A 24992-nucleotide genomic window follows, 5' to 3' on the forward strand; every position below is an offset into this window, starting at 1 on the left:
ATTAGGCCGGCGGAGTTGTAAGTGGGCGACCAGAATACGCTATCCCTATTTCAAAAACGGAACCACCTCATCCCCTACCTTAACCTTGTCTCCTTTAAGTAAAAGCAAATTTTGGCCAAACATCACCTTATTGTCAAAAGTCCTGAATGTTGCCAAGGTCTTTAAGGGCTCTTTGCCTTTTTCAGCCGTTTCCTGATTGACTGTCGTCATCACGCAGCGGGCGCAGGGTTTGGTGATTTTAAATTCAGCCTCCCCTACTTTGATTTTGTCCCAAGCATCATCTTCAAAAGGTAATCCTCCCGAAAAAACAAGATTTGGCCTGAACCTGTCCATGGGGACAGGTTTCTCCAGTTTTGCATTAAGCCCATCCAACGAAGCCTGACCTATCAAGAGATATGGCATGGCATCAGCAAAACCAACAGATTCATTGTTGACCGCATATTTAGGAGACAATTTCCTTTTAGTGGATTCAGGCATGATGACCAAATCACATTCCATTCCAAGGATTTCTGAAAACCATTTGCTGACTTTTTCTCCCACTATCTGACCGATTACCTCATCTTCCCATACCTGAACAGACTTAAAAATTTCAGATTGGGGGAGAAACGGAATTTGAATCCTATATACGTTGTCTTTTTTATGGAAAACCAAAAGACCTTGTTCCCCAACCTCTACCTGTAAAAGTGCCATTTCAGGAAAAGTCCTTTGGGACAGAAACATCCCCTCTTTATCTACCAACATCCACCTCCGGTCAAATTTCAATCCCCTCTCTTCCAGTTTAGATTCTTCTAACCTGATGCCTCCAAGTGATTTGATGGGATAAATATAGATGTCTTGTAGCTGCATTATGTTTTAAAATGGATTAAACGGCTGATATTCTTTGATTTTAGCAAATTAAAATCCAAAGGTAAGAAGTCTTTCAGGGGTTAAAATGTTTACCTCTTGAAACAAAAAATCTAATTCCATTCCTTGAGTCTATCGGGAATTTCTTGGGGAATAAATTTGGTAACAATGTTCCTAATTGGATTGCCCTCACCATTACTCCAAGCATAGAAAGGATTAAAAAGTTGGTATGCCATGGTGTTTTTGGAAGATTGATTGGAATAAAAAAAAGCGGTACCAATGCAAATCAGGAAGACGAGCACCCATTTTTTTCTTTCATGGTTTCTTTTCTTAGTATCCAAAACCTTCATACGGCTAAGATACAGATAAGAATAAAAAAGTTGCATCAATTAAAGAAAAAATAACAACAAAAAAATATAAAACCACTCAGTTAAAATAGAGATAGGGAAATTTTTTGACCAGGTTCCTAAGGAAATCCACCTGATTTTCCCTCAAATGATTCATAAATATTTAGGGCTTGCTATCAAAAATTTACCTAGAAAAACAAGGCTTGTCACCTCAATTTCTCAGCTTTTCTTTCTCCAATTTCCTTCGATAAAACGGACGTTTTTTCACTTCAATCTTGCCAAAAGCTGATCAAAATAAAACCAATGTAAATTCCTGATTATTGATGATTTAGACCTTAAAAACTCCAAATGCAAAAATAAGCTTGCTCAATGGTAATATGGTACAGCATCCTGTTTATTTACCCAAACGATTAATTTTAACAGCCAATTTTCACATTTTTAATAAAATTGAAAAATTTTAAGTATTCGAAAAATTCAAACGTTTTCGGTTGCTGATTCTATTTGTAAAAATAGATTTTGTTAACGATTAATAAAAAATAACATTATTCTGTTAACAGGCATTTGACCAAAAGCCCAAATGGCCATTTGTTAAAAATTGCAAAATATAATTTAAACATTCAATTTAGAATTGAAATCAACTACATAAACAATTTCGTTTTTTTCAAAACAACAAACCCTATGAGAAATTATTTACAAAAACTAAAGGCTTTTGCTATGGTTTCAGTACTGATGATTTTCAGTATTGCCTCGGCATTTGCTCAAGGCAGGGAGGTATCAGGAACTGTCCTGGATGCTACCTTAAGAGATCCCCTTCCGGGAGTAACAGTTCTGGTTAAAGGTACTACAAGAGGTACCACCACTGACCTGGATGGAAAATTTAAATTAGACGTACAGCCGGGAGATGCTACTTTGGTTTTCTCTTTCGTTGGCTTTACGGCACAAGAAGTAGCGATTGGAAACCAAAGTGTATTCAACATCGAATTGGCTGAGGATATCCAAAGCTTGCAGGAGGCTGTTGTAATCGGTTACGGTACACAAGACAAGAAGGAAATCACTTCAGCTGTTACGAACGTCGGAACAGAGCAATTCAACCGTGGTAACTTCCCTAACCCAACCCAATTGCTTCAGGGTAAAGTAGCCGGTCTTTCTGTGACACGTGCAGGTGGTAACCCCAACTCACAGCCTACTTTGAGATTGAGAGGTATTTCTTCTTTCGGTGCTACGCAATCTCCCTTGATCGTATTGGATGGGGTCATCGGTGCTTCTATTGATGCGGTCGATCCAAATGACATCGAATCTTTTGACGTATTGAAAGATGCATCTGCTGCTGCAATCTATGGTACAAGAGGGGCTGCCGGTGTGATTTTGATTACTACCAAAAAGGGTTCTTCCAAAAAAGGGGTTTCCAATGTCACCATCAATACTTTTGGTGCAGTTGAAGTTCCTACCAACCTGATTCCTATCCTTTCTCCGGAGGAATTCGTGGCAAGAGGAGGTACAGATTATGGTTCCAGAACCGATTGGAGAGATGAAGTTACCCAGACTGCTTTGAACGGAACAGTTAATGCTTCTGTAACAGGCGGTTTTGAAAACACCAACTACCTTGCTTCTGTCAACTACCGTAATAACGACGGTATCGTAAAAGGAACTAACAGGGAAACACTCAACACCCGTTTCAACTTGAACCATGGTGCATTGCAAAACAGGTTGAGAATGAATATGGGATTGGCATATACGCAGACAAATACAACTGATGTAAATGGTGAAGCGGTAAGATATGCTACTATTTACAACCCAACTGCTCCTATCTTTGAAAGAGACTTTATCGGCACAGGTGAATCAACTGTCGACAGAGATACTCGTATTGCAAATGCAAACAGGGATTTTGGTGGTTATTTCCAAAGACCGTTGTTTGATTATTTCAACCCAGTTGCTTTGATCAATCAACAAAAATTCACAAACGACATTAAGAGTGCGATATATTCTTACAGAATGGAATATGACTTGAGTGATAAATTTATCATCGCAACACAGTTTTCAGAAGATAGATTGTCAGTCAATTCTACAGAGTTTTTCTCTTATCAGGATTATAATGTCGGTTTTGGTAGAAGTGGTTCTGCGGGTCAAAGTTTATTTAACAGAACAACCAGTATTTGGAATGGAACCATCAGATTCCAAGATGAAATTTTTGACAAAATGGATTTCACGTTCTTGGGAGGTGCTGAAACCCAGATCTTCAATGAAAACGGTTTTAACGCTTCATCTTCAAGATTTCTATTTGACCAAGGTGCAAACAACCTAGGTGCAGGTGGTCTAAGATTCGGTCCGGGCACAGGCATGGGTTCATTTGCTACTAGAGCGGTTTTGAATTCTGTGTTTGGAAGGGCAAACTTTAACTACAACAATACTTATTTCTTCTCTGCCTCAGTAAGGGCTGAGACTTATTCAGGATTTGGTAAAGAAAACCAAACCGGTATCTTCCCTGCAGTAACCGCAGGTGCTGATTTGACGCAGGTTTTGGACATGGGGCCATTCAGCCAATTCAAGCCAAGAGTCTCTTTGGGTGTTGTAGGTCAGTTGCCTCCTTCCCCAACATTGGCTTTGGGTATCTTCGGGAACGGTAATAGAATCCCTTTGAACCTTGCAGAGCCAATCAACTCTGTATTTGTGGGAGTTAACCAACTTTCAAACCCTAACCCTCAGTTGAAGTGGGAAACAACCCAAGAATTGAACTTCGGTTTGGATTATGCTTTATTGAATGGTAAAATCACAGGTACGATGGATTACTGGAGAAGAAACATCTCTGACTTGTTGTTCAACACACAAGTTCCTGTAGGTGCTCCAAATGAATTCCTTCCAGGCAACTTCTACACCGCCACCACCATTTGGGCGAATATCGCTGATCTTTCAAGTGCAGGTTTTGAGTTCTTAGTAAATGTCAATAATATAAAATTGGGTGCTGTCAATTGGAATCCTTCTGCGAATTTCACGATCTATAGAAGAACAACTATCGATCGAATCGGCGTTGGTTCTATCAGCCTTCCTGAAATCCGTCAGGCAACTCCAGGATCTCCGGGACAAAACAATAACGAAATCGTCTGGAACAGAGTGGGTGAGGAAATCGGTAATTTCTATGGACCGAAATTCTTGGGCTTGACCGAAAACGGAGAGTACATCCTCAGCACAGAAAGACCTGAAGAATTTGAGAACTTAGGAAATGGACTTCCTACGGCTGACTTTGGTTTTTCTAACTCATTCTCTTACAAAAACTGGGATTTGAATTTCTTACTAAGAGGTAGTGTTGGCCACTTGATCTACAACTCTTTCAGAGGTTTCTATGAAAATGCTGATGGCGCTTCTAATACTTGGAACTCTGTTGTGACCAAAAATACGCCAACCAACCCACTTGTTACATCTACACCAACATTCTCTGACCTTTATCTGGAAAGAGGAGACTTTGTAAGGTTGGACAACTTGCAGTTGGGCTATAACCTTCCTGTCAAATCTGCTGCAATCAGCAATTTCAGGTTGTATGCAGGTGTTCAAAACCTTTTTACGATCACTCAGTTTTCAGGTGTAGATCCTGAAGTTAGATGGACAGATGATGGAAATCCATTAGCTCCTGGTATCGAAAGAAGAAATACTTATTTCGTGCCTAGAACCTGGACCGCAGGTTTAACCTTTACATTAAAATAACATAAACTCAAAATAAATATGTTACGATCAATTAAATCATTATTTGTTGGAGGTCTCGTGGCAGTATCCATGGGATCATGCTGGGAATTGGAACAGGAAGTTCTGACTGGGGTAACCCAAGAAGATTTGGCAAATAGCCCACGTCCCGAGTTGATTGAAGTACTGAAGCAATCTGCTTATGCTGCCGTAGTCGGCAACTGGGGAGGTCACGGAGGTATGTACAGTATCAACGAAGTTTCATCTGACCAATTGGCAATTCCTCAAAAAGGGGCTGACTGGGAAGATGGAGGTATTTGGCTAAGAAACCACAGACATACATGGGCTGTTGGTGACGGAGCTTACAACGGTGCTTGGCAATATTGCTTCAGAATCGTTGGTGAGACCAACTTGTTGTTGCAGCAATATCCTGATGTGGAAGCCTTGGGTGCAGAATTGAGAGTTTTGAGAGCATTGGCTTACTTGTGGTTGATTGACAACTTCGGTAATGTGCCTATCATTGTGGAAACTGATAGAGGTGGAAATCCTCCACAGAACACAAGGGCTGAAGTTTTCGCTTTCATTGAAAGCAGCATCAAAGACAATGTGGATTTACTTCCAAAAACCAATGTGAAGACCAACTTGAACTATTGGACCGCACACATGATCTTGGCCAAGCTTTATTTAAATGCTGAGGTTTATTTGAGCACTACTCCGGGAGTATTGGATCCTTCCAAAGGAAGATGGGCTGATGCTGAAGCTGCTTTGGATGTGATCATCAATTCAGGTCAGTACAGTTTGACTCCTAATTTCTTCCAAAATTTCTCAGCTACGAATGCAAATTCAACTGAGAATATGTTTACTCTTCCTTATGACGCAAACAATGCAGGTGGTTTTAATATCCACCACATGACATTCCATTATGTCAACCAAGCTACTTTCAACTTGGTAGAACAGCCATGGAATGGTTATACAGCCTTGGAAGAATTCTACAACAGCTTTGAAGCAGGAGACTTAAGAAAAGGTTCTTTGAGAGAAGGAATCCAAAGATCCTCTACAGGAGTTGACTTGATAGATGCCTCCGCTGAAGCTGGAGATCCTGACGGACCCGTTGTAAACTTTACTCCTGAAATCAATCAATTGGCTCCAAATGCTTTCAGACAAGCCGGAACCAGAATCAACAAATTTGAAGTTCCACTTGGATCTGCAAACAGCTTGAACAACGACTTCCCGATCTTCAGATATGGTGATGTCATCTTGATGAAAGCAGAATGCGCATGGAAACTCGGAAGGACCGCAGACGCCATTGCTTTGGTAAATCAGATCAGAACAAGATCTTCAGCGCCTGCTTTGACTACTTTGGATGCTGATATCTTATTGGCAGAAAGAGGAAAAGAATTCTTTGCTGAAGGCCAAAGAAGATCTGATTTGATTAGATTCGGAAAATACACTGCTGCATGGTGGGAGAAGCCTGCTTCTCAGCCCTTCAGAACATTGTTCCCGATTCCTCAAGGACAGCTTCAGGCTAATCCAAACCTGACACAAAATCCTGGATATTAATCCAAATATTTTGATATTACAATGATAAAAGAAGTGCACATCCGTGCACTTCTTTTTGATTTAATGGATACCTTCGGATTAGAAAACAGAACCCAATCGCATATTAACCCTTCCAAAATGTCTTCACTGACACATAACATCTTCTTTTTTTTAATTGGCTTACTCCTCTTTTCTTCCTGCGCAAAAAAGGGAGAAGAAAAAACAACTCTTTTTGAACTGATGGATAAAAAGTTGACAGGAATCAACTTCAACAATAACCTAGAATATAACGAAAAATTCAATCCTTATCTTTTTAGAAATTTTTATAATGGGGCAGGTGTAGCCCTTGGTGATATTAACAATGACGGTTTGGTTGATATCTTTTTGTCCGGAAACCAACAAGAAAATAAATTATACCTCAATAAAGGAAATTTTCAATTTGAAGACATTACCGCAAAAGCAGGATTGGCTGTAAAGGGAATATGGTCGACCGGAGTAAGCATGGCCGATATTAACGCTGACGGTTGGCTTGATATATATGTATGTAAATCCGGCCCTTTGGGTGGAACTCAGCGTTATAATGAACTTTTTATCAACAACGGTGACTTGACATTCACAGAAAGTGCAAGAGAATTTGGAATAGCCGATGAAGGGCTTTCCCAGCATGCAGTATTTTTTGACTATGACAAAGACGGTGACTTGGACATGTACCTGCTCAACAATTCCATCAGGTCTATAGGTGTAAATGACCTAAGGATCGGACAGAGAGATATCCGAGATCCATTTGGAGGGAACAAACTTTACCGAAACGACAGTGGAAAATATACCGATGTAAGCGAATCTGCTGGTATTTATGGTTCCGCCATAGGTTATGGATTGGGTGTAACAGTAGCTGACCTCAATAAGGATACTTGGCCGGACTTGTATGTCTCCAATGATTTTTTTGAAAAAGACTACCTGTACATCAATAATGGCGACGGTACCTTTAGCGAATCTCTTGAAGACATGATGACTGAAATCAGCATGGGTTCTATGGGTGCTGACATCGCCGACCTGGACAATGACGGTTGGCAGGATGTCTTTGTCACTGAAATGCTACCGGCTACCATGGCGAGGGTGAAAACCAAAACTCCATTTGAGGAATGGGACAAGTATCAAGCGAACGTTGCAGGTGGGTATTTCCATCAGTTTACCCGAAACACCTTACAAAGGAATCTTGGTTTTCAACCCAACAGTAATCAGATTCATTTTTCGGAAATAGGCAGACAGGCAGGCGTACATGCTACCGACTGGAGTTGGGGGGCTTTGATTTTTGACACTGACAATGACGGACTGAAAGATATTTTTGTAGCAAACGGAATAGTCAAAGACCTGACAGACTTTGATTATGTCGACTATTATGTCAATAACCAGGACCTGATTGCCCAATTCAAGCGGGACAGTATTTTGTTAACCAAGATGATTGATGAATTTCCTTCTAATCCTCAGATGAACTTTCTGTTTCAAAACGAGGGCGATTTCAAGTTCAAAAACATAGCTGCAGAATCAGGAATGGAGCAATTGACTTTTTCTACAGGCGCTGCTTATGCTGACTTTGACAATGACGGCGACCTTGACTTGGTGGTCAATAACCTCAACGGTGAGGTTTCCATATTCAAAAACAACAGCAGGGAAATCAACAAAAACCATTTTCTCCAATTTGATCTCAAGGGTCAATTCGGAACCCAAGTGACACTTTTTGCCGGAAATGATCTGTTCTTTGCGGAGCACAATCCAGTCAAAGGCTATATGTCATCCGTAGACCACAAGCTTCATTTTGGACTTGGCCAGGTAGAGAAAATTGATTCTGTGATCGTCCTTTGGCCAAATGGAAAAGCCACCAAGATAACCGATGTATTACCGGATCAATTGTTGGTATTGGATCCTTCCACAGCGACTGAAGATTGGAAATTTGTCAAAGCGGTCACAAATCCCCTCCTCTTACCCTCTTCTATCAAACTTCCATGGAAACATCAGGAAAGCGATTTTATCGATTTTGACAGAGACAGGCTGAGGTTTCATATGATTTCCAATGAAGGACCAAAAATGGCTGTAGGAGATGTCAACAGCGATGGACTCGATGACCTTTTTCTTCCCGGTGCAAAAGGTCAAGCCTCCTCCATTTATATTCAAAAGCCCTCAGGAGACTTTCAAATCCATCAAAAATTCGAGGCAGATTCAGTCGCTGAAGATGTCGACGGATTGTTTTTTGATGCTGACGGAGATGGTGATCTTGACCTGTATGTAGTTAGTGGAAGCTTGGAATTCAGTGCTTTCAACATGAATTACCTGGATCGGCTTTACCTCAACAATGGCAAGGGAAATTTCTCCAAAACAAAAGAAAGCCTTCCGATGGTTTTTCAGAGTTCCTCTTTTGCAAAGGCTTTTGACTACACCGGAGACGGAAAAATGGATCTTTTGATCGGGACGAGAACAGTGCCTTTTGCCCACGGTGTACCCGGTGATGTGACACTGTTGGAAAATCAAGGCAATGCTGTTTTTGTGGATAAAACCATGGAGTTTGCTCCGGAATTGAAGAATATCGGAATGACAAGGGAAACATGGATTGGGGATTTGAATGGGGATGGAAATGAAGAAATTCTGATTGTCGGGGAGTGGATGGGAATCAAAGTATTTAAAAAAGCCAGTGGAAAATATTATGATGCTTCCTCTGAATTTGGATTTGACAAAACCGGCGGTCTTTGGAATACCCTCCACGTAGCAGATGTCAATGGAGACGGGTTGCCTGATATTCTTGCAGGAAATTCAGGAACCAATACACGTCTTCAGGCTTCTTCTGAAAAACCATTGCAATTACAAATCAATGATTACGATCAAAACGGAAGCGTCGAACAAATCCTTACCCAATACGAAGGTGACTCCACCTATCCATTGGTTTTGAAATCCACCTTAATCAAGCAATTACCTGCCTTGCGAAAGCAATTGTTGACTTATGATTCCTACAAAAGCAAAAGATTGGAGGACTTATTCCCCCAAGAGATATTGTCCCGAAACATGGTCCTGAATGTACATACTTTGGAAACAAGCCTGTTTATCAATCAGGGAAATGGTACATTTGTAAAAGCATTTCTGCCCTACACCATCCAACGAAGCCCTGTCTATGCTATCCATTCCTTTATGGATGATTTAGGAAAAATCCATTTGCTGTTTGGAGGAAACCAAAGCCGGATCAAACCTGAATTGGGCATCAACATGGGAAGCTATGGATGGCACCTAACAGGATCAAATGAAAAAGACCTCCACTTGATTCCTGCCAATCAATCGGGATTCTTTGTAAGAGGAGAAATTAGGGATATCAAAAACATCAAAACTTCAAAAGGAAACAGAATTGTAGTCAGTAGGAATAATGAGTTGCCGGTGGTTTTCGAAATCCACGGCAGTGGGAAGTAATGGGTATGAAATATGGAAGTTGTAATGAGGAGTTAAATTTGTATTTCCGGTATGGAGATGACGGATGGTTTCGCGTCATCCTGAAGGAGGTACGACTGAAGGATCTCATTTACTTTAGGTGAGACCCTTCGCTTCACTCAGGGTGACGAACCCAGAAATCTGACATATATACCTTTTAGAAATTTTGAGAAATAAAAGAGTAGAAGCTTAAAATTTAGAATCAAAAACAAATGATCAGAGTATTTATATTGTTCATCGCTTTGGGTTTGGCATTATCATGCAAACCAAAGACTGAATATGATTTGGTAAAAGAAAGAGAGCTTGCTTCAGGGAAAATTGAGGAAGATCTTTTTTTGGATATCCGATTTGGAATGGGCCGTAAAGAGTTCTATGGCACCTGTTGGGAACACAACAAAAATGGGATTTTGGTAAATGGTGACCATTACCTTCAGATCCAATACCTGCCAAAAGTGGCCTCGGGAAAAAGTGTTGTAATGAATTTTTACCCTGAATTTGAGGAAGACAAGCTGTTTTTCATGCCCATGGAGTTTGGATATACACAATGGTTTCCGGGAAATGAGGAATTCACAAACGAAAAATTAATCGTCGATGTAGTTGATCTTTTGGAATCCTGGTTTGGGGATGGATTTTTTGAAGTTTCTGACAAAGACAAAAAAATAAGTGCTATGGTCAAAATAGATGGAAATAGATTGATCAGAGTCTTTAAAAAAAATATCAATACCATTCGGGTCGAAATCCTTGATTTACGTGTAAAGGATATCACCGAAATGACAAAAAAAGTAGAAGATGCATCTTAATAAATCCCTCTCTGTTTCCTTTTTGATCATTGCGGCATTTGCCTCCTGCAAGCCATCTGAATCTGAAAAAAAGGAAACCCTATTTGAAAAAATCGATTCCTCTACCTCAGGCGTCAACTTCCGGAACGACCTTCCATTTGATGAAAAATTCAATATTTTCACCTACCGAAATTTCTACAATGGTGGTGGAGTAGCTTTGGGTGATGTCAACAACGACGGTCTTATTGACATGTACCTGACGGCCAATTTGGGGGAAAACAAACTTTATCTGAATGAGGGCGATTTTAAGTTCAAAGATGTCACTGAAACCGCCGGAGTAGCCGGTACCCGTGCATGGAGCACAGGCGTTGCGATGGCAGATGTCAATGGCGATGGCTATTTGGATATATATGTCTGCAATTCAGGAGATATTGCCGGCGATAACAAACAGAATGAGTTATTTATCAATAACGGAGACGGCACTTTCACAGAAAAAGCCGAAGAATTTGGCTTGGCAGATCAAGGATACTCTACCCATGCAGTATTTTTTGACTATGACAATGACGGGGACTTGGACGTCTACTTACTCAACAACAGCTACCAATCCATCGGAAGCTTCAATAAAATGCAAAATGAACGTCCGAAAAGAGATCCTGTCGGTGGTGATAAATTATTCAGAAATGACGGTGAAAAATTCTCAGATGTTTCTGAAGTAGCGGGGATATATGGAAGTACAATCGGATTTGGATTAGGTATCACAATCGGTGATGTCAATCAGGACGGTTGGATGGACATTTTCATTTCCAATGATTTCTTTGAAAGGGACTATCTCTACATCAACAATCAGGACGGGACTTTTACTGAAAGCCTGACCACTTACATGCGCGCCATCTCAGCAGCTTCCATGGGTGCGGATATTGCGGATATCAACAATGACGGTCATTTAGACATCTTTGTCACTGAAATGCTTCCCGAGCCCTCAGAACGCCTCAAACAGATCACGACATTTGAGAGCTATGACAAGTTCCAATTCAATGTCCAACACGATTACCACTACCAATACACGAGAAACATGTTCCATATCAACAATGGCGATGGGTCGTTTTCGGATATGGGAAGACTGGCCAATGTGGAAGCGACAGATTGGAGTTGGGCAGCATTGATGTTTGACATGGACAATGACGGTTTGAAAGACATTTTCGTGGCCAATGGTATCTATAAGGACTTGACGGATCTGGATTACCTCAATTTCATCGACAATGATGAAACCAAACAAAAAATCATCAGTAAAGCCGGTGTAAACTACAAAGCATTGGTAGACCCGATGCCCATCAATCCAATCTCTAACTACGCATTCAAAAACAAAGGAGACCTTGTTTTTGAAAATGTCATCATCGAATGGGGAATGGGAGATCCGATCCATTCCAACGGTTCAGCTTATGGTGACCTTGACAACGATGGCGCCATGGACCTTGTCATCAACAATGTCAACAATGAGGTCCTGATTTATAAAAACAGGACCAAAGAATTCGAACCCGAGAATTCATTCCTTAAAATCCAACTTATCGGTAAGGACAAAAATACTGCTGCCATCGGCACCCAGGTGAGGTTGGTAGCTGGTGAACAGGTTTTTTATCTGGAACAGATGCCCAATAGGGGTTTTCAATCTTCAGTGGATCCAAGATTGAATTTCGGTTTGGGAAAAATAAGTAGGCTCAATGAAGTACAAGTCAGGTGGCCGGACGGAAAAATTACCTTGCTCAATGATGTAGCTTCTGATACCACTTTGGTTTTGGAATGGGAAGATGCCAAAGAAGCAACGGAAGGATCTGCCTTTTTTGAAAAGCCTGCAAGTCAGATTTTCTCCAAAATTGATCCCAGTACCATTTTGAACTATACCCATCAGGAAAATCTCATGGTAGATTTTGACCGTGACCGACTTACCTACCACATGATTTCTACCGAAGGTCCAAAGGCGATTTGGGGAGATGTCAATGGAGATGGCCTTGATGACGTCTTCATCGGTGGAGCCAAAGGATTTGCCGGACAGCTTTTTATCCAAAATGCCAATGGAAATTTCAAGCCAAGCAATCAGATAGTGTTTGAAAATGACAAATTCTCTGAAGATCGCAGTGGCGTATTTTTCGATGCAAACGGAGACGGAAGTCTTGATTTGGTGGTGGCATCAGGAGGCAATGAATCCGGATTCGGTTCACCGGATCTGGCAGATAGATTGTATTTGAATGACGGAAAGGGAAATTTTAGCAAATCCGAAAACAGTGGCTTACAGTTTTTGACCAACAGCACTTCGGTCATCAGAACCTTAGATATCAATGGCGATGGGGCATTGGATCTTTTTGCTGGATCGAGGTTGGTACCATTTGTTTATGGAGTCAATCCCAACTCATCTATTTTGATCAATGACGGAAAAGGGAATTTTACGGACGGGACGGCACAATTTGCCCCCCAATTGAAAGATTTGGGAATGGTTACCGATGCCGCTGCGGTCGATTACGATGGCGATGGGAAAATGGATTTGGTGATAGTGGGTGAATGGATGGCCCCGACATTTTTTAGAAATACAGGCAATAAGCTTGAAAAAATAGAAATGCCTGAAATGAACCGGTATAAAGGGTGGTATCAGGCGATCTTGGTGGGAGATTTTAACAATGATGGTCAGCCGGATTTTGCCTTGGCAAACCATGGATTGAACACCCGATTCAAAGCCTCTGAAGAAAGTCCGATCAAAATGTATGTCAACGACTTTGACCAAAACGGTTCTGTAGAACACGTTTATGTCAAAAAGCAAGGTGAAAAACATGTTCCTTTCACACTGAAGCACCAACTCGAAGGTCAGCTACCTGGAATCAAAAAAAGATACCTGAAATACAGCTCATTCAATAACCAAACTTTGGAGGATATCTTTACTCCAGAACAATTGTCTCCTGCGGTTGTCAAAGAAGTGAATTTCCTTTCCTCGGCAGTATTGATGAATCAGGGAAATGGGAAATTTGAAATGAAACCATTACCTAGATTTGCGCAGCGCTCGTGGATGTATACCCTTTTGATCACAGATCTAAATGGCGATGGCAATCCGGATCTTATCATGGGAGGAAACCTGAGAGGTGCAAAACCTGAAGTAGGTCAATATGACGGAAGCTATGGAGAAGTATTGATTGGAAAAGGAGACGGCACATTTGACTATTGGACAAACAGAGAACATGGTCTAAGATTAGATGGTGAAATCAGAGATTTGAAAATCCTAGATCTGAAAGGAAAGAAAGTCTTGATGGTAGTCAAAAACAATGAACCCGTGGAATTTTGGAAAATAGAGAAATGATTTTTCCCGCAAAGACGCAAAGACACAAAGTTTTGAAGCTTAGAAATTTTGATTTGAAACCATCGGCCTATTTAGTAATAGGAATGTTTTATTTCATTTTTATAGGATTATTTTCCTGTTCCAAACCCAAAGAGGAGACACTTTTCAAACTTTTAGATCCCAAAGAAACCGGAATCGAATTCCGAAACGACCTGGTATCCTCCGAGGAGATGAACATTCTCGAATACCTGTACTTCTACAATGGTGGCGGTGTGGCTACAGGGGACATCAACAATGACGGTTTGGTAGATATTTATTTCTCCTCAAACCAAGGCGAGAACAAACTATACCTAAACAAAGGAGATTTCAAATTTGAGGATATCACCCAAAAAGCGGCGGTCACAGGCGATGGCGGATGGTCAACCGGAGTCACGATGGGAGATGTAAACGGAGACGGAATGCTGGACATTTACGTCACCCAAGTCGGGGATTACAAAGGCCTGACCGGAAAAAACAAACTTTACATCAATAACGGTGATTTGACTTTCTCTGAAAAAGGTGCAGCATATGGAGTGGATTTTGTAGGCTTTTCAACCCATTCACTGTTTTTTGACTATGACCAAGATGGAGACTTAGACCTCTATTTGCTCAATCATTCCATCAAAAAACCAGAAGTATTTTCCCATGCCGACACCAAATTCACGAATCAGGATGAAAAAGGAGGAGACAAACTTTTCAAAAATCTTTTGGCTGAAGGAGAAAACAGGATGGTTGAAGTGACCGAAGAAGCAGGAATTCTTTCAAGCAGCTTGGGTTTTGGGTTGGGTATAGGCATGGCTGACATCAATGGGGATGGTTGGATGGACTTGTATGTTTCCAATGATTTTACCGAGGACGATTACCTCTATATCAATCAGGCTGACGGAACTTTCAAGGAATCCTTGAAAGAATACATCTCCAACACAAGTCGATATAGCATGGGAAATGACCTGGGAGACATCAACAATGATGGCTTGTCGGATATTTTTACAACAGACATGCTTCCCTCCGATCCTCAGATCTGGATGAAGTCAGTAGGTGAAGACAAGCAGGAAGTATTTGATGTCAAAAAGCGTCTCGGCTACGGCGACCAATATGTCCGAAACCACCTCCAACTCAACCGCGGTGACGGGAGGTTCAGTGAAATCGGTCTCTTGACCAATACCTTTGCAACAGATTGGAGCTGGTCTCCCCTGATTTTTGATATGGATAATGACGGCCAAAAAGACATCCACATCACAAACGGAATAGTCAAACGCCCAAATGACCTCGACTTTATACAATACAGTCAGGAACCTAGCCCGGGTTTGTCGGAAAAGGAAATCCAAACGAAACAGATTGAAATGCTCCCGACTGTCAAGCTGTCCAATTTTTCATTTAGGAATGAGGGCGATCTGAAATTTACCAATATGGCCAAAGAATGGGGTTTGGACCAACTCTCCTACTCCAACGGTTCTGCTTATGCGGATTTGGATAATGACGGCGACCTTGATTTGGTGATCAATAACATTGACCAAGAGGCATTTGTATACCAAAACCAAACAGCTGCAAAACTTCAAAACCATTTTGTACAGTTTGATTTGAAAGGAGAATATCCAAATACTTTTGGGATTGGCACGCAGGTTATTGTGTATGCAGGAAAAGAAATATTTCACCAAACGCTGAGTACTTCCCGTGGATTTCAATCAGGGACGTCTACAACTTTGACTTTTGGTTTGGGAAAAAATCCTGCTTTGGATTCTGTCGTAGTTGTCTGGAATGACGCACATTCGGAAATTTTCCGAAATCTTGCCGTCAATAAAAGACATCTATTGGAAAAAGGAAAAGGTGAAAAATCAGCTTTTCCCAACAAGGAATTCATTCCCATATTGGAAATAACCGATCTTGGAATTGACTGGAAACATGAAGAAAACTTTGAATTTGATGATTTCAGAAGGGAATACCTGATCCCAAGAAAGTATTCCACAGAAGGGCCGGCATTGGCTGTGGGAGATGTGAATGGTGATGGATTGGAGGACATTTTCTTTGGTGGGGCCAAGGGTCAAGCAGGAGTTTTTTATTTTCAAAAAGAAGATGGCAAGTTTGAAAAAGCAAATCAACCTGTATTCCAAAAACTCAATATGGCGGAGGATGTGGTCGCCATCTTGGAGGATTTTAACCTTGACGGCACTTTGGACCTTTACGTGGGAAGTGGCGGTAACGAATCTACCAGAAAAGAATTTTTCAATTTTGACAGGCTTTTCCTGAACGATGGCATGGGAAATTTCTTCTTTTCCATGAATTCGCTCCCTCCTATTGCTGAAAATACCTCAACCCTCGCAGTCCATGATGTCAATGGCGACGGTGCCCCTGATATTTTTGTAGGATCCACTATTGTAACTGGAAATTATGGTGAAATCCCCAAAAGTTATTTGTTGCTCAATGATGGCAAAGGTCAATTTAAAGAAGCAACTACCACCTATTTCGGGGAAAATTTCCAGCCTGGAATGGTTAAAAAAGCAAAATGGGCCGACTTGAATAAAGATGGAACAAAAGAGCTCATCTTGTCTGGAGAATGGATGCCAGTCCAGATTTATCACCATAACCCTCAAGGTAATTTCGAAATTGCCCAAGATGAAACACTTCAAATCCCCGGTTGGTTTTTTGGTTTGGAAGTGAAAGATATGGACGGAGACGGGATGGAAGATATCTTGGTAGGAAACCTGGGATTGAATTCCAAACTCAAAGCTAGTCCCGAGAAACCAGTTTGGCTTTACCACGGAGATTTTGATGAAAACGGGCAGGCTGATCCCTTGATTTTCCATTACATGGAAGGTCATTTAGTACCATTTGCCACTAGAGATGACCTGATCAAGCAGATCCCGGGCATCAAAAGAAAACATTCAAATTATATTGAATATGCCAGTATCCTAACCCCTGCAGATCTTTTTGAAAGTTCTCAGATTGATAAGGCTTCCAAATACCAAGCTTCGGAATTTAGATCAGGGGTATTTTGGAACAAAGGTGAAAAAGGGTTCGAGTTCAGTCCTTTTCCAACAGATGCCCAGTTTAGTCCAATCCATGAATTTGAAACCTTCGAAAAAGACGGAGTCCAATACCTAATAGGTGTTGGCAATTTTAATGGATTTAGGAGTGATTTTGGAACTGCTGATGCACAGCCATTGGTTTTGATGGAGTTTGAAAACGGAAGCTGGAAAACAAAACCAACCGGAATCGCAGCGAATGACTATTGGGGTGAATTCAGAAACATTTCAAAAATCAAGGTTAATAGGGAAGAAGTTCTGATTGCTGTAAGAAACAATGCCCCGCCTCTATCTCTCAAAGTCCAATAATAAAACATGCTTAAAATCAGTTGATTTGGATTTTGAAAATCCATGATTTTATAAGAATATTATTTAGATTTGAACCCAGAAACCCGAAAAATAAAGTCCTTACATCCTCCAAAGGACTCAAAGTTGCTCAAGAAATAGCCAAAAACAATTTATGAAAAGTTTATTCCAAAAATTATTAATTGCAACCATAGCTTCATTTCTGGGCTTTGGCTGTGGGCAGAACAAAGATTACCAAAATGCCATTTCGGATGGTTCTTACCAGATTGCTGCACAGGACAAACTCACCACAGTCATCATCAATGATATTTTTTCCCCACCGGTTGCGAGCAGGATTTATGCCTATTCTTCCCTTGCAGCATATGAGGTAACTGCGCTCTCAGATCCCAATTACCAATCCTTGATGGGTCAACTCAATGGTTTTGAGAAAACCGAATTTGATACCACAGGCCAAATCTATTATCCTTTGGCCTCACTAGCGGCATATTATAAAGTGGCGACAGCATTGATATTTTCGGAAAATCTAATGACAGAGCACAGAGACAAAGCCTATGCTGATCTTCTTGAAAAAGGAATTCCTGATGAGGTTTTTGAGCGGTCTATCAAACTTGGAGATGAAGTTGGCGCCTATGTCATAGCCTATTTCAAAAAAGACAATTACCATGAAAGCCGCTCTTTCGAAAAATATACTGTCAGCAATGATCCAGGTACATGGCAGCCAACTCCGCCTGCATACATGGAAGGAATAGAACCACATTGGAATAAAATCCGGCCTTTTGTCCTTGATTCTGCAGCACAATACAAAACCATCCCGGGAACCGAATTCAGTACCGATCCTTCAAGTCAGTTTTACAAAGAGGCCGAGGAGGTTTTCAAAATCGTTAATGAATTGAACGAGGACCAAAAGGATATCGCTATGTTTTGGGATTGCAATCCCTACAAAGTCAATGTCAAAGGACATGTGATGTTTGCTGAAAAGAAAATCACTCCGGGAGGACATTGGATGGGTATCGCAGCCATTTCATCCAAAACAGCAGGACAGGACTGGAAAGGAACCTCTGAAACCCTCGTATTTACCAGCATCGCCATTTTTGATGCATTTATAGCTTGTTGGGATGAAAAATACAGAAGCAGACTAATCCGACCTGAGACATATATCAACCGCTACATTGACGAAGATTGGTTGCCACTATTGCAGACTCCTCCATTTCCTGAATACACAAGTGGACACAGTGTGGCATCCAATGCGGCTGCGGAAGCATTGACCAGTCTTTTTGGTGAGCCCTTCCATTTTGTGGATTCTACAGAAGTTAATTATGGACTTCCTGTAAGAGAGTTTGACTCATTCAGACAAGCGGCAGACGAAGCAGCAATCAGCAGGCTCTATGGAGGAATCCATTATATGCCGGCAATTGTCAATGGTTCTACAAAAGGAAAAAGCATCGGGAATCATCTTGTGGAAAATGTTAAAACCAAATCTCCTTCATTTTCCCCAATGGCTGAAAACAAAAAATAAATCAATGATTTTCTATTTTAAAGGGACAAATGATTGGATCATTTGCCCCTTTTTTGTTTTTATTCTATACTGAAGAAACTTTCCTGCCAGAAAGCTTTAATTTTGAAATTCAAATTCAAATGCTTTTATGGATTTAATCCTCAAATACTTTCCAGATCTTTCTGAATCTCAAATAGAAAAATTGACCAAACTTGGTCCATTGTATGCTGATTGGAATGAAAAGATCAATGTAATCAGCAGAAAAGACATGGAACACTTTTACGAAAAGCATGTCTTACATTCATTGGGAATTGCCAAAGTGATTTCTTTTGAACCAGGTACGAAGGTTTTGGATATCGGGACGGGAGGAGGTTTTCCCGGAATTCCATTGGCGATCATGTTTCCCGAAACACATTTTCACCTAGTGGATTCGATCGGTAAAAAAATCAATGTCGTCAAGGACATCGCCAAGCAGCTCAAGCTATCCAATGTCGAAGCCCAACAGGTTCGAGCTGAAGATTTGGTGAGGAAATACGACTTTATTCTCAGCAGGGCTGTGACACGTTTTGCCAATATCCTTCCTTGGGTCAAAAACAAATTCAAAAAAGAAGATTTCAACGAACTTCAAAACGGACTGCTGCTGCTCAAAGGCGGTGATGTCGATGAAGAAATGGAAGAAAGAGAAGTCAGCTATGTCTCTTACCACCTAGACGATTATTTCCAAGAGGATTTTTTTGAGACCAAAAAAGTGGTCTATGTACCTTGGGAAGGGAAAAGGTGAGAAAAAGGGAAGTCAGGAAGTTTGGAAGTAGGAAGTAAGATCCAAAAAAAGGTTAAGCATAGAAAATAACTTATTCTTGTCATATCGACCAGATAGAGATATCTGTATAAAAGAAGGGTGGAAAGACGAAAAAGAAAATAAAGCTTTCCTTAATCCTTTTCAGGACTTCCGGTATTTGCATCTTCATCAAAATCACCTTTTTGGGTTTCAAAACTTGACCTGAAGTGAATATCCCTTTGAGGGAAAGGAATAACGATTCCTTCTTTTTTGAACAAGACATCAACCTTATTGATGATGTCCCCTTTGACAAATGGAACTTCAAGGTAATGCGTTACCCAAAAAGCAATTTCAAGATCTATTCTACTGTCACCAAATAGTAATGGAAGGACTCGTGGTACCGGTTGTTTATTAATCCGACCATCATTCATCAACATTTCTTTGATCAAATTGGATGCCTTTTCGAGATCTGTTCCATAAGCAACACCTACTACAATGGATACTTTTTTCCCTTTGCCCATGGTCCAGTTCACCAATTGTTGACCAAGCAAATCCCCATTGGGAATGATAATGCTTGCCCCCTCAAACATATTGACTACACTGCTTCTAAATCCGATCGATTTCATCACTCCGGGTTTTCCGTTGATTTCGATCAGGTCACCTACCTTGACAGGATTCTCAAATGCAATGATGACACCACTCACCAGGTTATTGAACAATCCTTGCAGACCAAGTCCTATACCCACTCCCAAAGCACCAAGTACAATGGTGATTTTGTCGAGTGGAATCCCTGATGCTGCAAAAGCCAAAAACAATCCCATACTGATAATAAAAATCTGTACCAAAAGAAGCCAACTGCCCAAACTGATGTGTTTTCTTTGGGCAGGTGAATTTGCCACATCCGGATCAGAACTGAAAAATGATACTATCCTTGACAAAAGGACCGAAACAACCAATATCACCAGGAATATAAAAAGTCCATTGATCGTAAAATCATAATTCCCTAGTGTCCTGGGATCATTAAGAAAATTATTAAAATTACTTGTGATCAGGTGAAAGGTGTAGAAATTCCTGCCAACCAAAATAATCCAGCCGATACCTAGAAGGAAATAAAATATACCCGGTACCTTTTCTCCAATCCTATCAAAGTTTATGAAAAATAATTTTTTGTCAGGTTTATTGTACATGTTGGATGCCAATGCCAATACCTGATTGATCAACCTCACTGTCCATAACAAAATGATGCCTGCCACCACGCCCAAATAACCACTGACTAAGAGTGCTTTGGATAAATTAATGCTGCCAAAAAGATTGAATATCAGGGACAGAGTTTGCATAAAAACCATGTAGCCAACAAAATACAATATCCTTCTTTCCTTTAATTGGGCTCTTTTGTCATTCAGAAACAAAAAGCTGCCATATACCATTCCGATTATGGATAATAGCAAAATTAGAATTCTTTCAATTTTGGTGAATATCAGTATCAGGTTGATGGAATTTGAAATAAAAAAAACCAAAAGCACAACAATCCAAAAAGTCAGCCAATACCTAGATAAAAACCGAAAAAACAGCACTGTGAGCGCAAGTCCTGCCACCATCCAAAGAAAAAAGTGAAAAACAAACGGAGGAGAAGGGAAAAAAAACTGAAAGAAACCGATGATTATGATCAAAGCCGATAATAACGGGTTTTTGACGACAAGGTGTTGGTTGTCGCTTCCCTCAATCAATCCTTCCTCATTTGCCCGAACTTTTAAATTGTGAATAAAATATGCCAACATTAACACCAAAATTACCATCAACCCTATTCTACCTCCATACAATTGGAAATAAAGACTGAATGCAATGATTTCTTTTTCGTTTGAGATTTTGATGACCTCTTTGAAAGGCAAGTCAGAAAAACCAAGCCCCATAAATCCAAAAGTCTCTTTTGAAAATAATACACTGTTAAGCTCAGTACGTTTGGTTTCGATTTCCATTATCGAAGCTTCAAGTAAAATTAATTCTCCATCCACCCTTGCCAACAATTTATCCAGACTGTTTAATGTATTGTGGAGCATGTTGAAAGTAGGTTCGATCTCTTTCCCCACTAGGACAAATTTGGAAGCATAAGAGGCTGCAAGAACAGAATCCTTAGAAAATCTGTAAACCTCTTTGATGGCGGACAGGGAGTCTATCTTAAAACTCAGTTTGAAAAGTTCATCAGATCTGATTTCAATTTTCTCTTTTAAGGAAATAGCGCTTTCCAGAAGTTCATTCAGAATAGCTCCGGAAACTCCCAAGTTCCTGTCAGATTGAATGACAGAATCATCTTCAAAAACACCGGATAATACTATTTCTCTTTGTTTTTTTATTTGTTCGATCTGCCTGTCAATTCTAACTGAATCAACCCCACTAGCCATATACATCCGGGCATCTTGTATGGTGCTTTTTACGTCTGCCATTACAGCTCTTTGGATTCCTTGGATTCTGGTTTCCTCAAATTCCTCCAGACTTTGGAGATATCCATTTTCACCTATCTTCTGAAGCTTTTTCGAATATTCAGATTGGGAAGTAGAATCTTGTATGACAGGTTGGGAGGAAAGGTTTCCCATAGCATAACCTTCAAAAACCGATAAAAAAGCAATCAAAATAGAAAAAAATCGATAGGCTGCTTTAAGAAATTTGGGCCCTTTGCATATAAAGGAAGATATGTAGTTCATGAAAATATCTGAATTCAAAATTTATTGGAGAATGTAAATCATTTGGTATTGAAAATAATCAATTGATCCAATAAATAATAAAATACATCCAAAATAGAAGAAGAACCATCAAAAAAAATGGAACTGACCAAGCAAATTCCATTTCTTCCAATTAGGCCAATAATGCCTGCTATTTTTTCCCATATTTTGAACCAAATGGAGTCCTTCTCACCATGTATTCAATGCTTCCTTTATATGCGTCGATATTGGTTCCGAACGCATGTCTGGATTCAGAGTAAAGATTTTCCCCACGGTCATTGAACAACCTGAAATCTACCATGGTATCATAGTTAACTGTCGTTGTTGAAGAACCTGTGCTTACAGCAGTACCGGTGGATTTCCTATTGTCCGAATTGTTATTGTAGGTGTTACTTTCTTTTTCTTTGTATGTACCTACAGAAGAACCTACGGTCGACGAACCCTTATTGACAATATTTACTGTTCCAAAAACAACAAATTCCACTCCTAACAATTGGGCAATTTCTCCCGGGGTAAAACTTGCGGCATTTTCATGATTAATATTGTTCTTTCCCAAAATGGCATTGGTAGTAAGAGGGTCCTGAAGTGTCAAAAGTCCATATTCTTTCTTTATAATATTGGCTGTACTGTTTTGAGTAAGGTTTCTCATAGGATCAACTGACAAACCAGGATCATTTGTCACGAATTCGAAAGGCAAGACTGCAATTTTATTATGCGTATCCACACTGCCGACAGGCCCTGAGGAGGCTCTGGGACTTGGGGCAGCCGATCCTGACATGGCATTCACTACTTCTACTCTTCCGCTGGCAAACTCAATTTTTGCTACTGTCTTTTTGTCGATTTCATAATCAAAATCCTCACCCGGATAGCGCAGTTTGATTATAGAATCAGTAATTCCAGTAATCTTACCGTCTTTGACTTCCCCACTTAGAAGAGTGATTTTGTCCTGCGCAAAAGATTTTATTCCTATTGTCATCAAAAAGACCACAATCAAGATTGAAATTTTTTTAAATACTTCCTCCATAAAACAATATTTATATTCTGTGAATAAATTAAATCTAAAAAAGAATGGATAAAAACACAAAAATAATTTTTAGAAAAGATATAAAAATTTAATTTTTTAGAATTACAGTTCATCAACTTTTACCTTAACAAATTTGATCCTTTCTCTATTCCAGGTGTAGCAAAAAACCAAATAGCCTTCATCGTAAATAATGGAAGGATACGAAAATTCATTTTTGCCTTCACCTTGTTCGATTACTTCTTTGATTGGCCAGGTCTGTCCATTGTCAAATGAAATTGCCAACTGCATCGGATAGCGCTTGCCCCAGTTTTCACCAACCGGATTATAGACCAATGCAATGGTTTCATGTTTGATCTTGACTAGGTCTATGCCGCTGTTATTGTTGGGCAAGTCCGTCAATTCCACAGGTGACCAAGTAAAGCCATTGTCCTTGGAATCGCTCCTTCCGATTTTACCAGCAGAAGTTCTCAAAAGCATATGGATCATATTCGGCTTTGATTCCCAAAGTGCCGGTTGGATGACACCTTCACCGATTACCTGTTTTCTGTCCAAAATCAAAGTTTCTGAATTAAACCAGGTTTTACCTCCATCTTCGGACCTGTCTACAAATGCATTCCAAACCCTGTCTTTTTCCAAAGAAGCCGGTGCCAACCAAGTGCTGTCTGATAATACTAGGATATGATTACGGACAGGTCCCCTTCCACCACGGTCACCTTCCACAAGTTCTTTTGCCTTTGACCAAGTATCACCACCATCTTCCGAATACTGCACCCAAGTCTCCCAATCGTCGATTTCCTTTCCAACTTTGAAGTAGAGATACAATTTTCCATCAGGAGCATTGAACAGTACAGGATTCCAATGCGGATCGTTTCTGACTTTGACCAGCATCTGTGGGGCTTTCCAGTTTCCGGGTTGGCCTTTGGACATCCAGATACCGACGTCATCGTTTTTCTCATGCGTACCCGCAAACCACACAATCATGTATTGCCCATTTCCTAATTTCTCAATCGAGGAAGCATGACATTGGGCAAAAGGTCGATCATCTCCAAAAATGAATTCATTGGATTCAATCTGATAATCAAAATACTGGGAGTATGCCGCAGTAGAAATAAAAAACATGGAAACAAAAATAACAAGCTTCATAGGTTGATCATTTTTTCTTCAAATACTAAACTTGGCAGGTTCAATTACACGATTAAAAACCGTCTATTTTTATCCCTGAATTGACATTCAAAAGATCTCTGATCACTTCCTCGTTGTCTTCAGGTGCAATGTAAACCTCATCATATTTCATTTTAATGACCAGGCCTTTGCTAGCCATAGCAGGCTTAACACCTGACCATGAAGTCTTGTTTTTTGTGATCCGGCTGATCTGATTTATTTCCAAATTGCCCTTCAAAAAACCAGACCGATAGTAAAAAATACCATTTTCGATCCAATAGAAGGTACCAAAATAGACCCAACTCACAAACAGAAACGGGGTCAATAAAAGTAAAAACATAAATAGGGAAGAAAATCCAAATTGGCCATCATAGCTTATTTTTATAATTGGCAAAAATGCAAAGACCACCAACATCACCTTGATACCGACCCCCTTTTTTGCCTGATAAATTTTCATAAGAACAGTATAAGTTTTGGACAAT

Annotated in this window: 13 protein-coding genes; 8 read left to right on the forward strand and 5 right to left on the reverse strand. The window is 40.2% G+C overall.

All coding sequences use genetic code 11. From position 1 onward, the window contains the following. Positions 1–45 precede the first annotated feature (45 nt). The gene (locus NU887_RS19995; RefSeq protein WP_258425165.1) at positions 46–846 is read right to left on the reverse strand and encodes an MOSC domain-containing protein; all 801 of its coding nucleotides are present in this window, start codon (positions 844–846) and stop codon (positions 46–48) included. 1022 nt (positions 847–1868) lie between these two features. Between NU887_RS19995 and NU887_RS20000 the strand changes: the two genes are divergently transcribed. From NU887_RS20000 to rsmG, 8 genes are all read left to right on the forward strand, one after another. Then, positions 1869–4886, forward strand: coding sequence for a SusC/RagA family TonB-linked outer membrane protein (locus tag NU887_RS20000; RefSeq protein ID WP_258425166.1), 3018 nt, complete (start codon positions 1869–1871; stop codon positions 4884–4886). A gap of 18 nt (positions 4887–4904) precedes the next feature. Then, positions 4905–6422 carry a RagB/SusD family nutrient uptake outer membrane protein gene (locus NU887_RS20005; protein WP_258425167.1) on the forward strand — a complete coding sequence of 506 codons (1518 nt, stop codon included), beginning with the start codon at positions 4905–4907 and terminating at the stop codon, positions 6420–6422. 117 nt (positions 6423–6539) lie between these two features. Continuing rightward, on the forward strand, positions 6540–9851 hold the full coding sequence (locus NU887_RS20010; RefSeq protein WP_420839800.1) for a VCBS repeat-containing protein: 3312 nt from the start codon (positions 6540–6542) through the stop codon (positions 9849–9851). A 230-nt stretch (positions 9852–10081) separates the two neighbouring features. Next, positions 10082–10669, forward strand: a complete 588-nt coding sequence (locus NU887_RS20015) for a hypothetical protein (protein ID WP_258425169.1) — start codon at positions 10082–10084, stop codon at positions 10667–10669. Beyond that, positions 10659–13988, forward strand: coding sequence for a VCBS repeat-containing protein (locus tag NU887_RS20020; RefSeq protein ID WP_258425170.1), 3330 nt, complete (start codon positions 10659–10661; stop codon positions 13986–13988). Before NU887_RS20015 ends, NU887_RS20020 begins: the two co-directional genes overlap by 11 nt. 83 nt (positions 13989–14071) lie before the next feature. Then, on the forward strand, positions 14072–17338 hold the full coding sequence (locus NU887_RS20025; RefSeq protein ID WP_258425171.1) for a VCBS repeat-containing protein: 3267 nt from the start codon (positions 14072–14074) through the stop codon (positions 17336–17338). A gap of 151 nt (positions 17339–17489) precedes the next feature. Continuing rightward, a complete protein-coding gene (locus NU887_RS20030) occupies positions 17490–18851 on the forward strand; it encodes a vanadium-dependent haloperoxidase (protein ID WP_258425172.1) in 1362 nt (453 codons plus the stop codon). Between the two features lie 127 nt (positions 18852–18978). Continuing rightward, a complete protein-coding gene (rsmG, locus tag NU887_RS20035) occupies positions 18979–19611 on the forward strand; it encodes a 16S rRNA (guanine(527)-N(7))-methyltransferase RsmG (protein WP_258425173.1) in 633 nt (210 codons plus the stop codon). A gap of 149 nt (positions 19612–19760) precedes the next feature. Here the strand turns inward: rsmG and NU887_RS20040 are convergent, their stop codons facing one another. The 4 genes from NU887_RS20040 to NU887_RS20055 form a co-directional block, all read right to left on the reverse strand. Beyond that, a complete protein-coding gene (locus NU887_RS20040; protein ID WP_258425174.1) occupies positions 19761–22307 on the reverse strand; it encodes a mechanosensitive ion channel family protein in 2547 nt (848 codons plus the stop codon). 169 nt (positions 22308–22476) lie between these two features. Next, positions 22477–23349: a hypothetical protein gene (locus tag NU887_RS20045; RefSeq protein WP_258425175.1), complete on the reverse strand. Its 873-nt coding sequence runs from the start codon at positions 23347–23349 to the stop codon at positions 22477–22479. 102 nt (positions 23350–23451) lie between these two features. Beyond that, positions 23452–24492: a sialidase family protein gene (locus NU887_RS20050; RefSeq protein ID WP_258425176.1), complete on the reverse strand. Its 1041-nt coding sequence runs from the start codon at positions 24490–24492 to the stop codon at positions 23452–23454. Positions 24493–24544: 52 nt separating this feature from the next. Continuing rightward, positions 24545–24967, reverse strand: coding sequence for a PH domain-containing protein (locus NU887_RS20055; RefSeq protein WP_258425177.1), 423 nt, complete (start codon positions 24965–24967; stop codon positions 24545–24547). Positions 24968–24992: the final 25 nt, after the last annotated feature.

Source organism: Aquiflexum gelatinilyticum (assembly GCF_024741135.1).
Taxonomy (GTDB): domain Bacteria; phylum Bacteroidota; class Bacteroidia; order Cytophagales; family Cyclobacteriaceae; genus Cognataquiflexum; species Cognataquiflexum gelatinilyticum.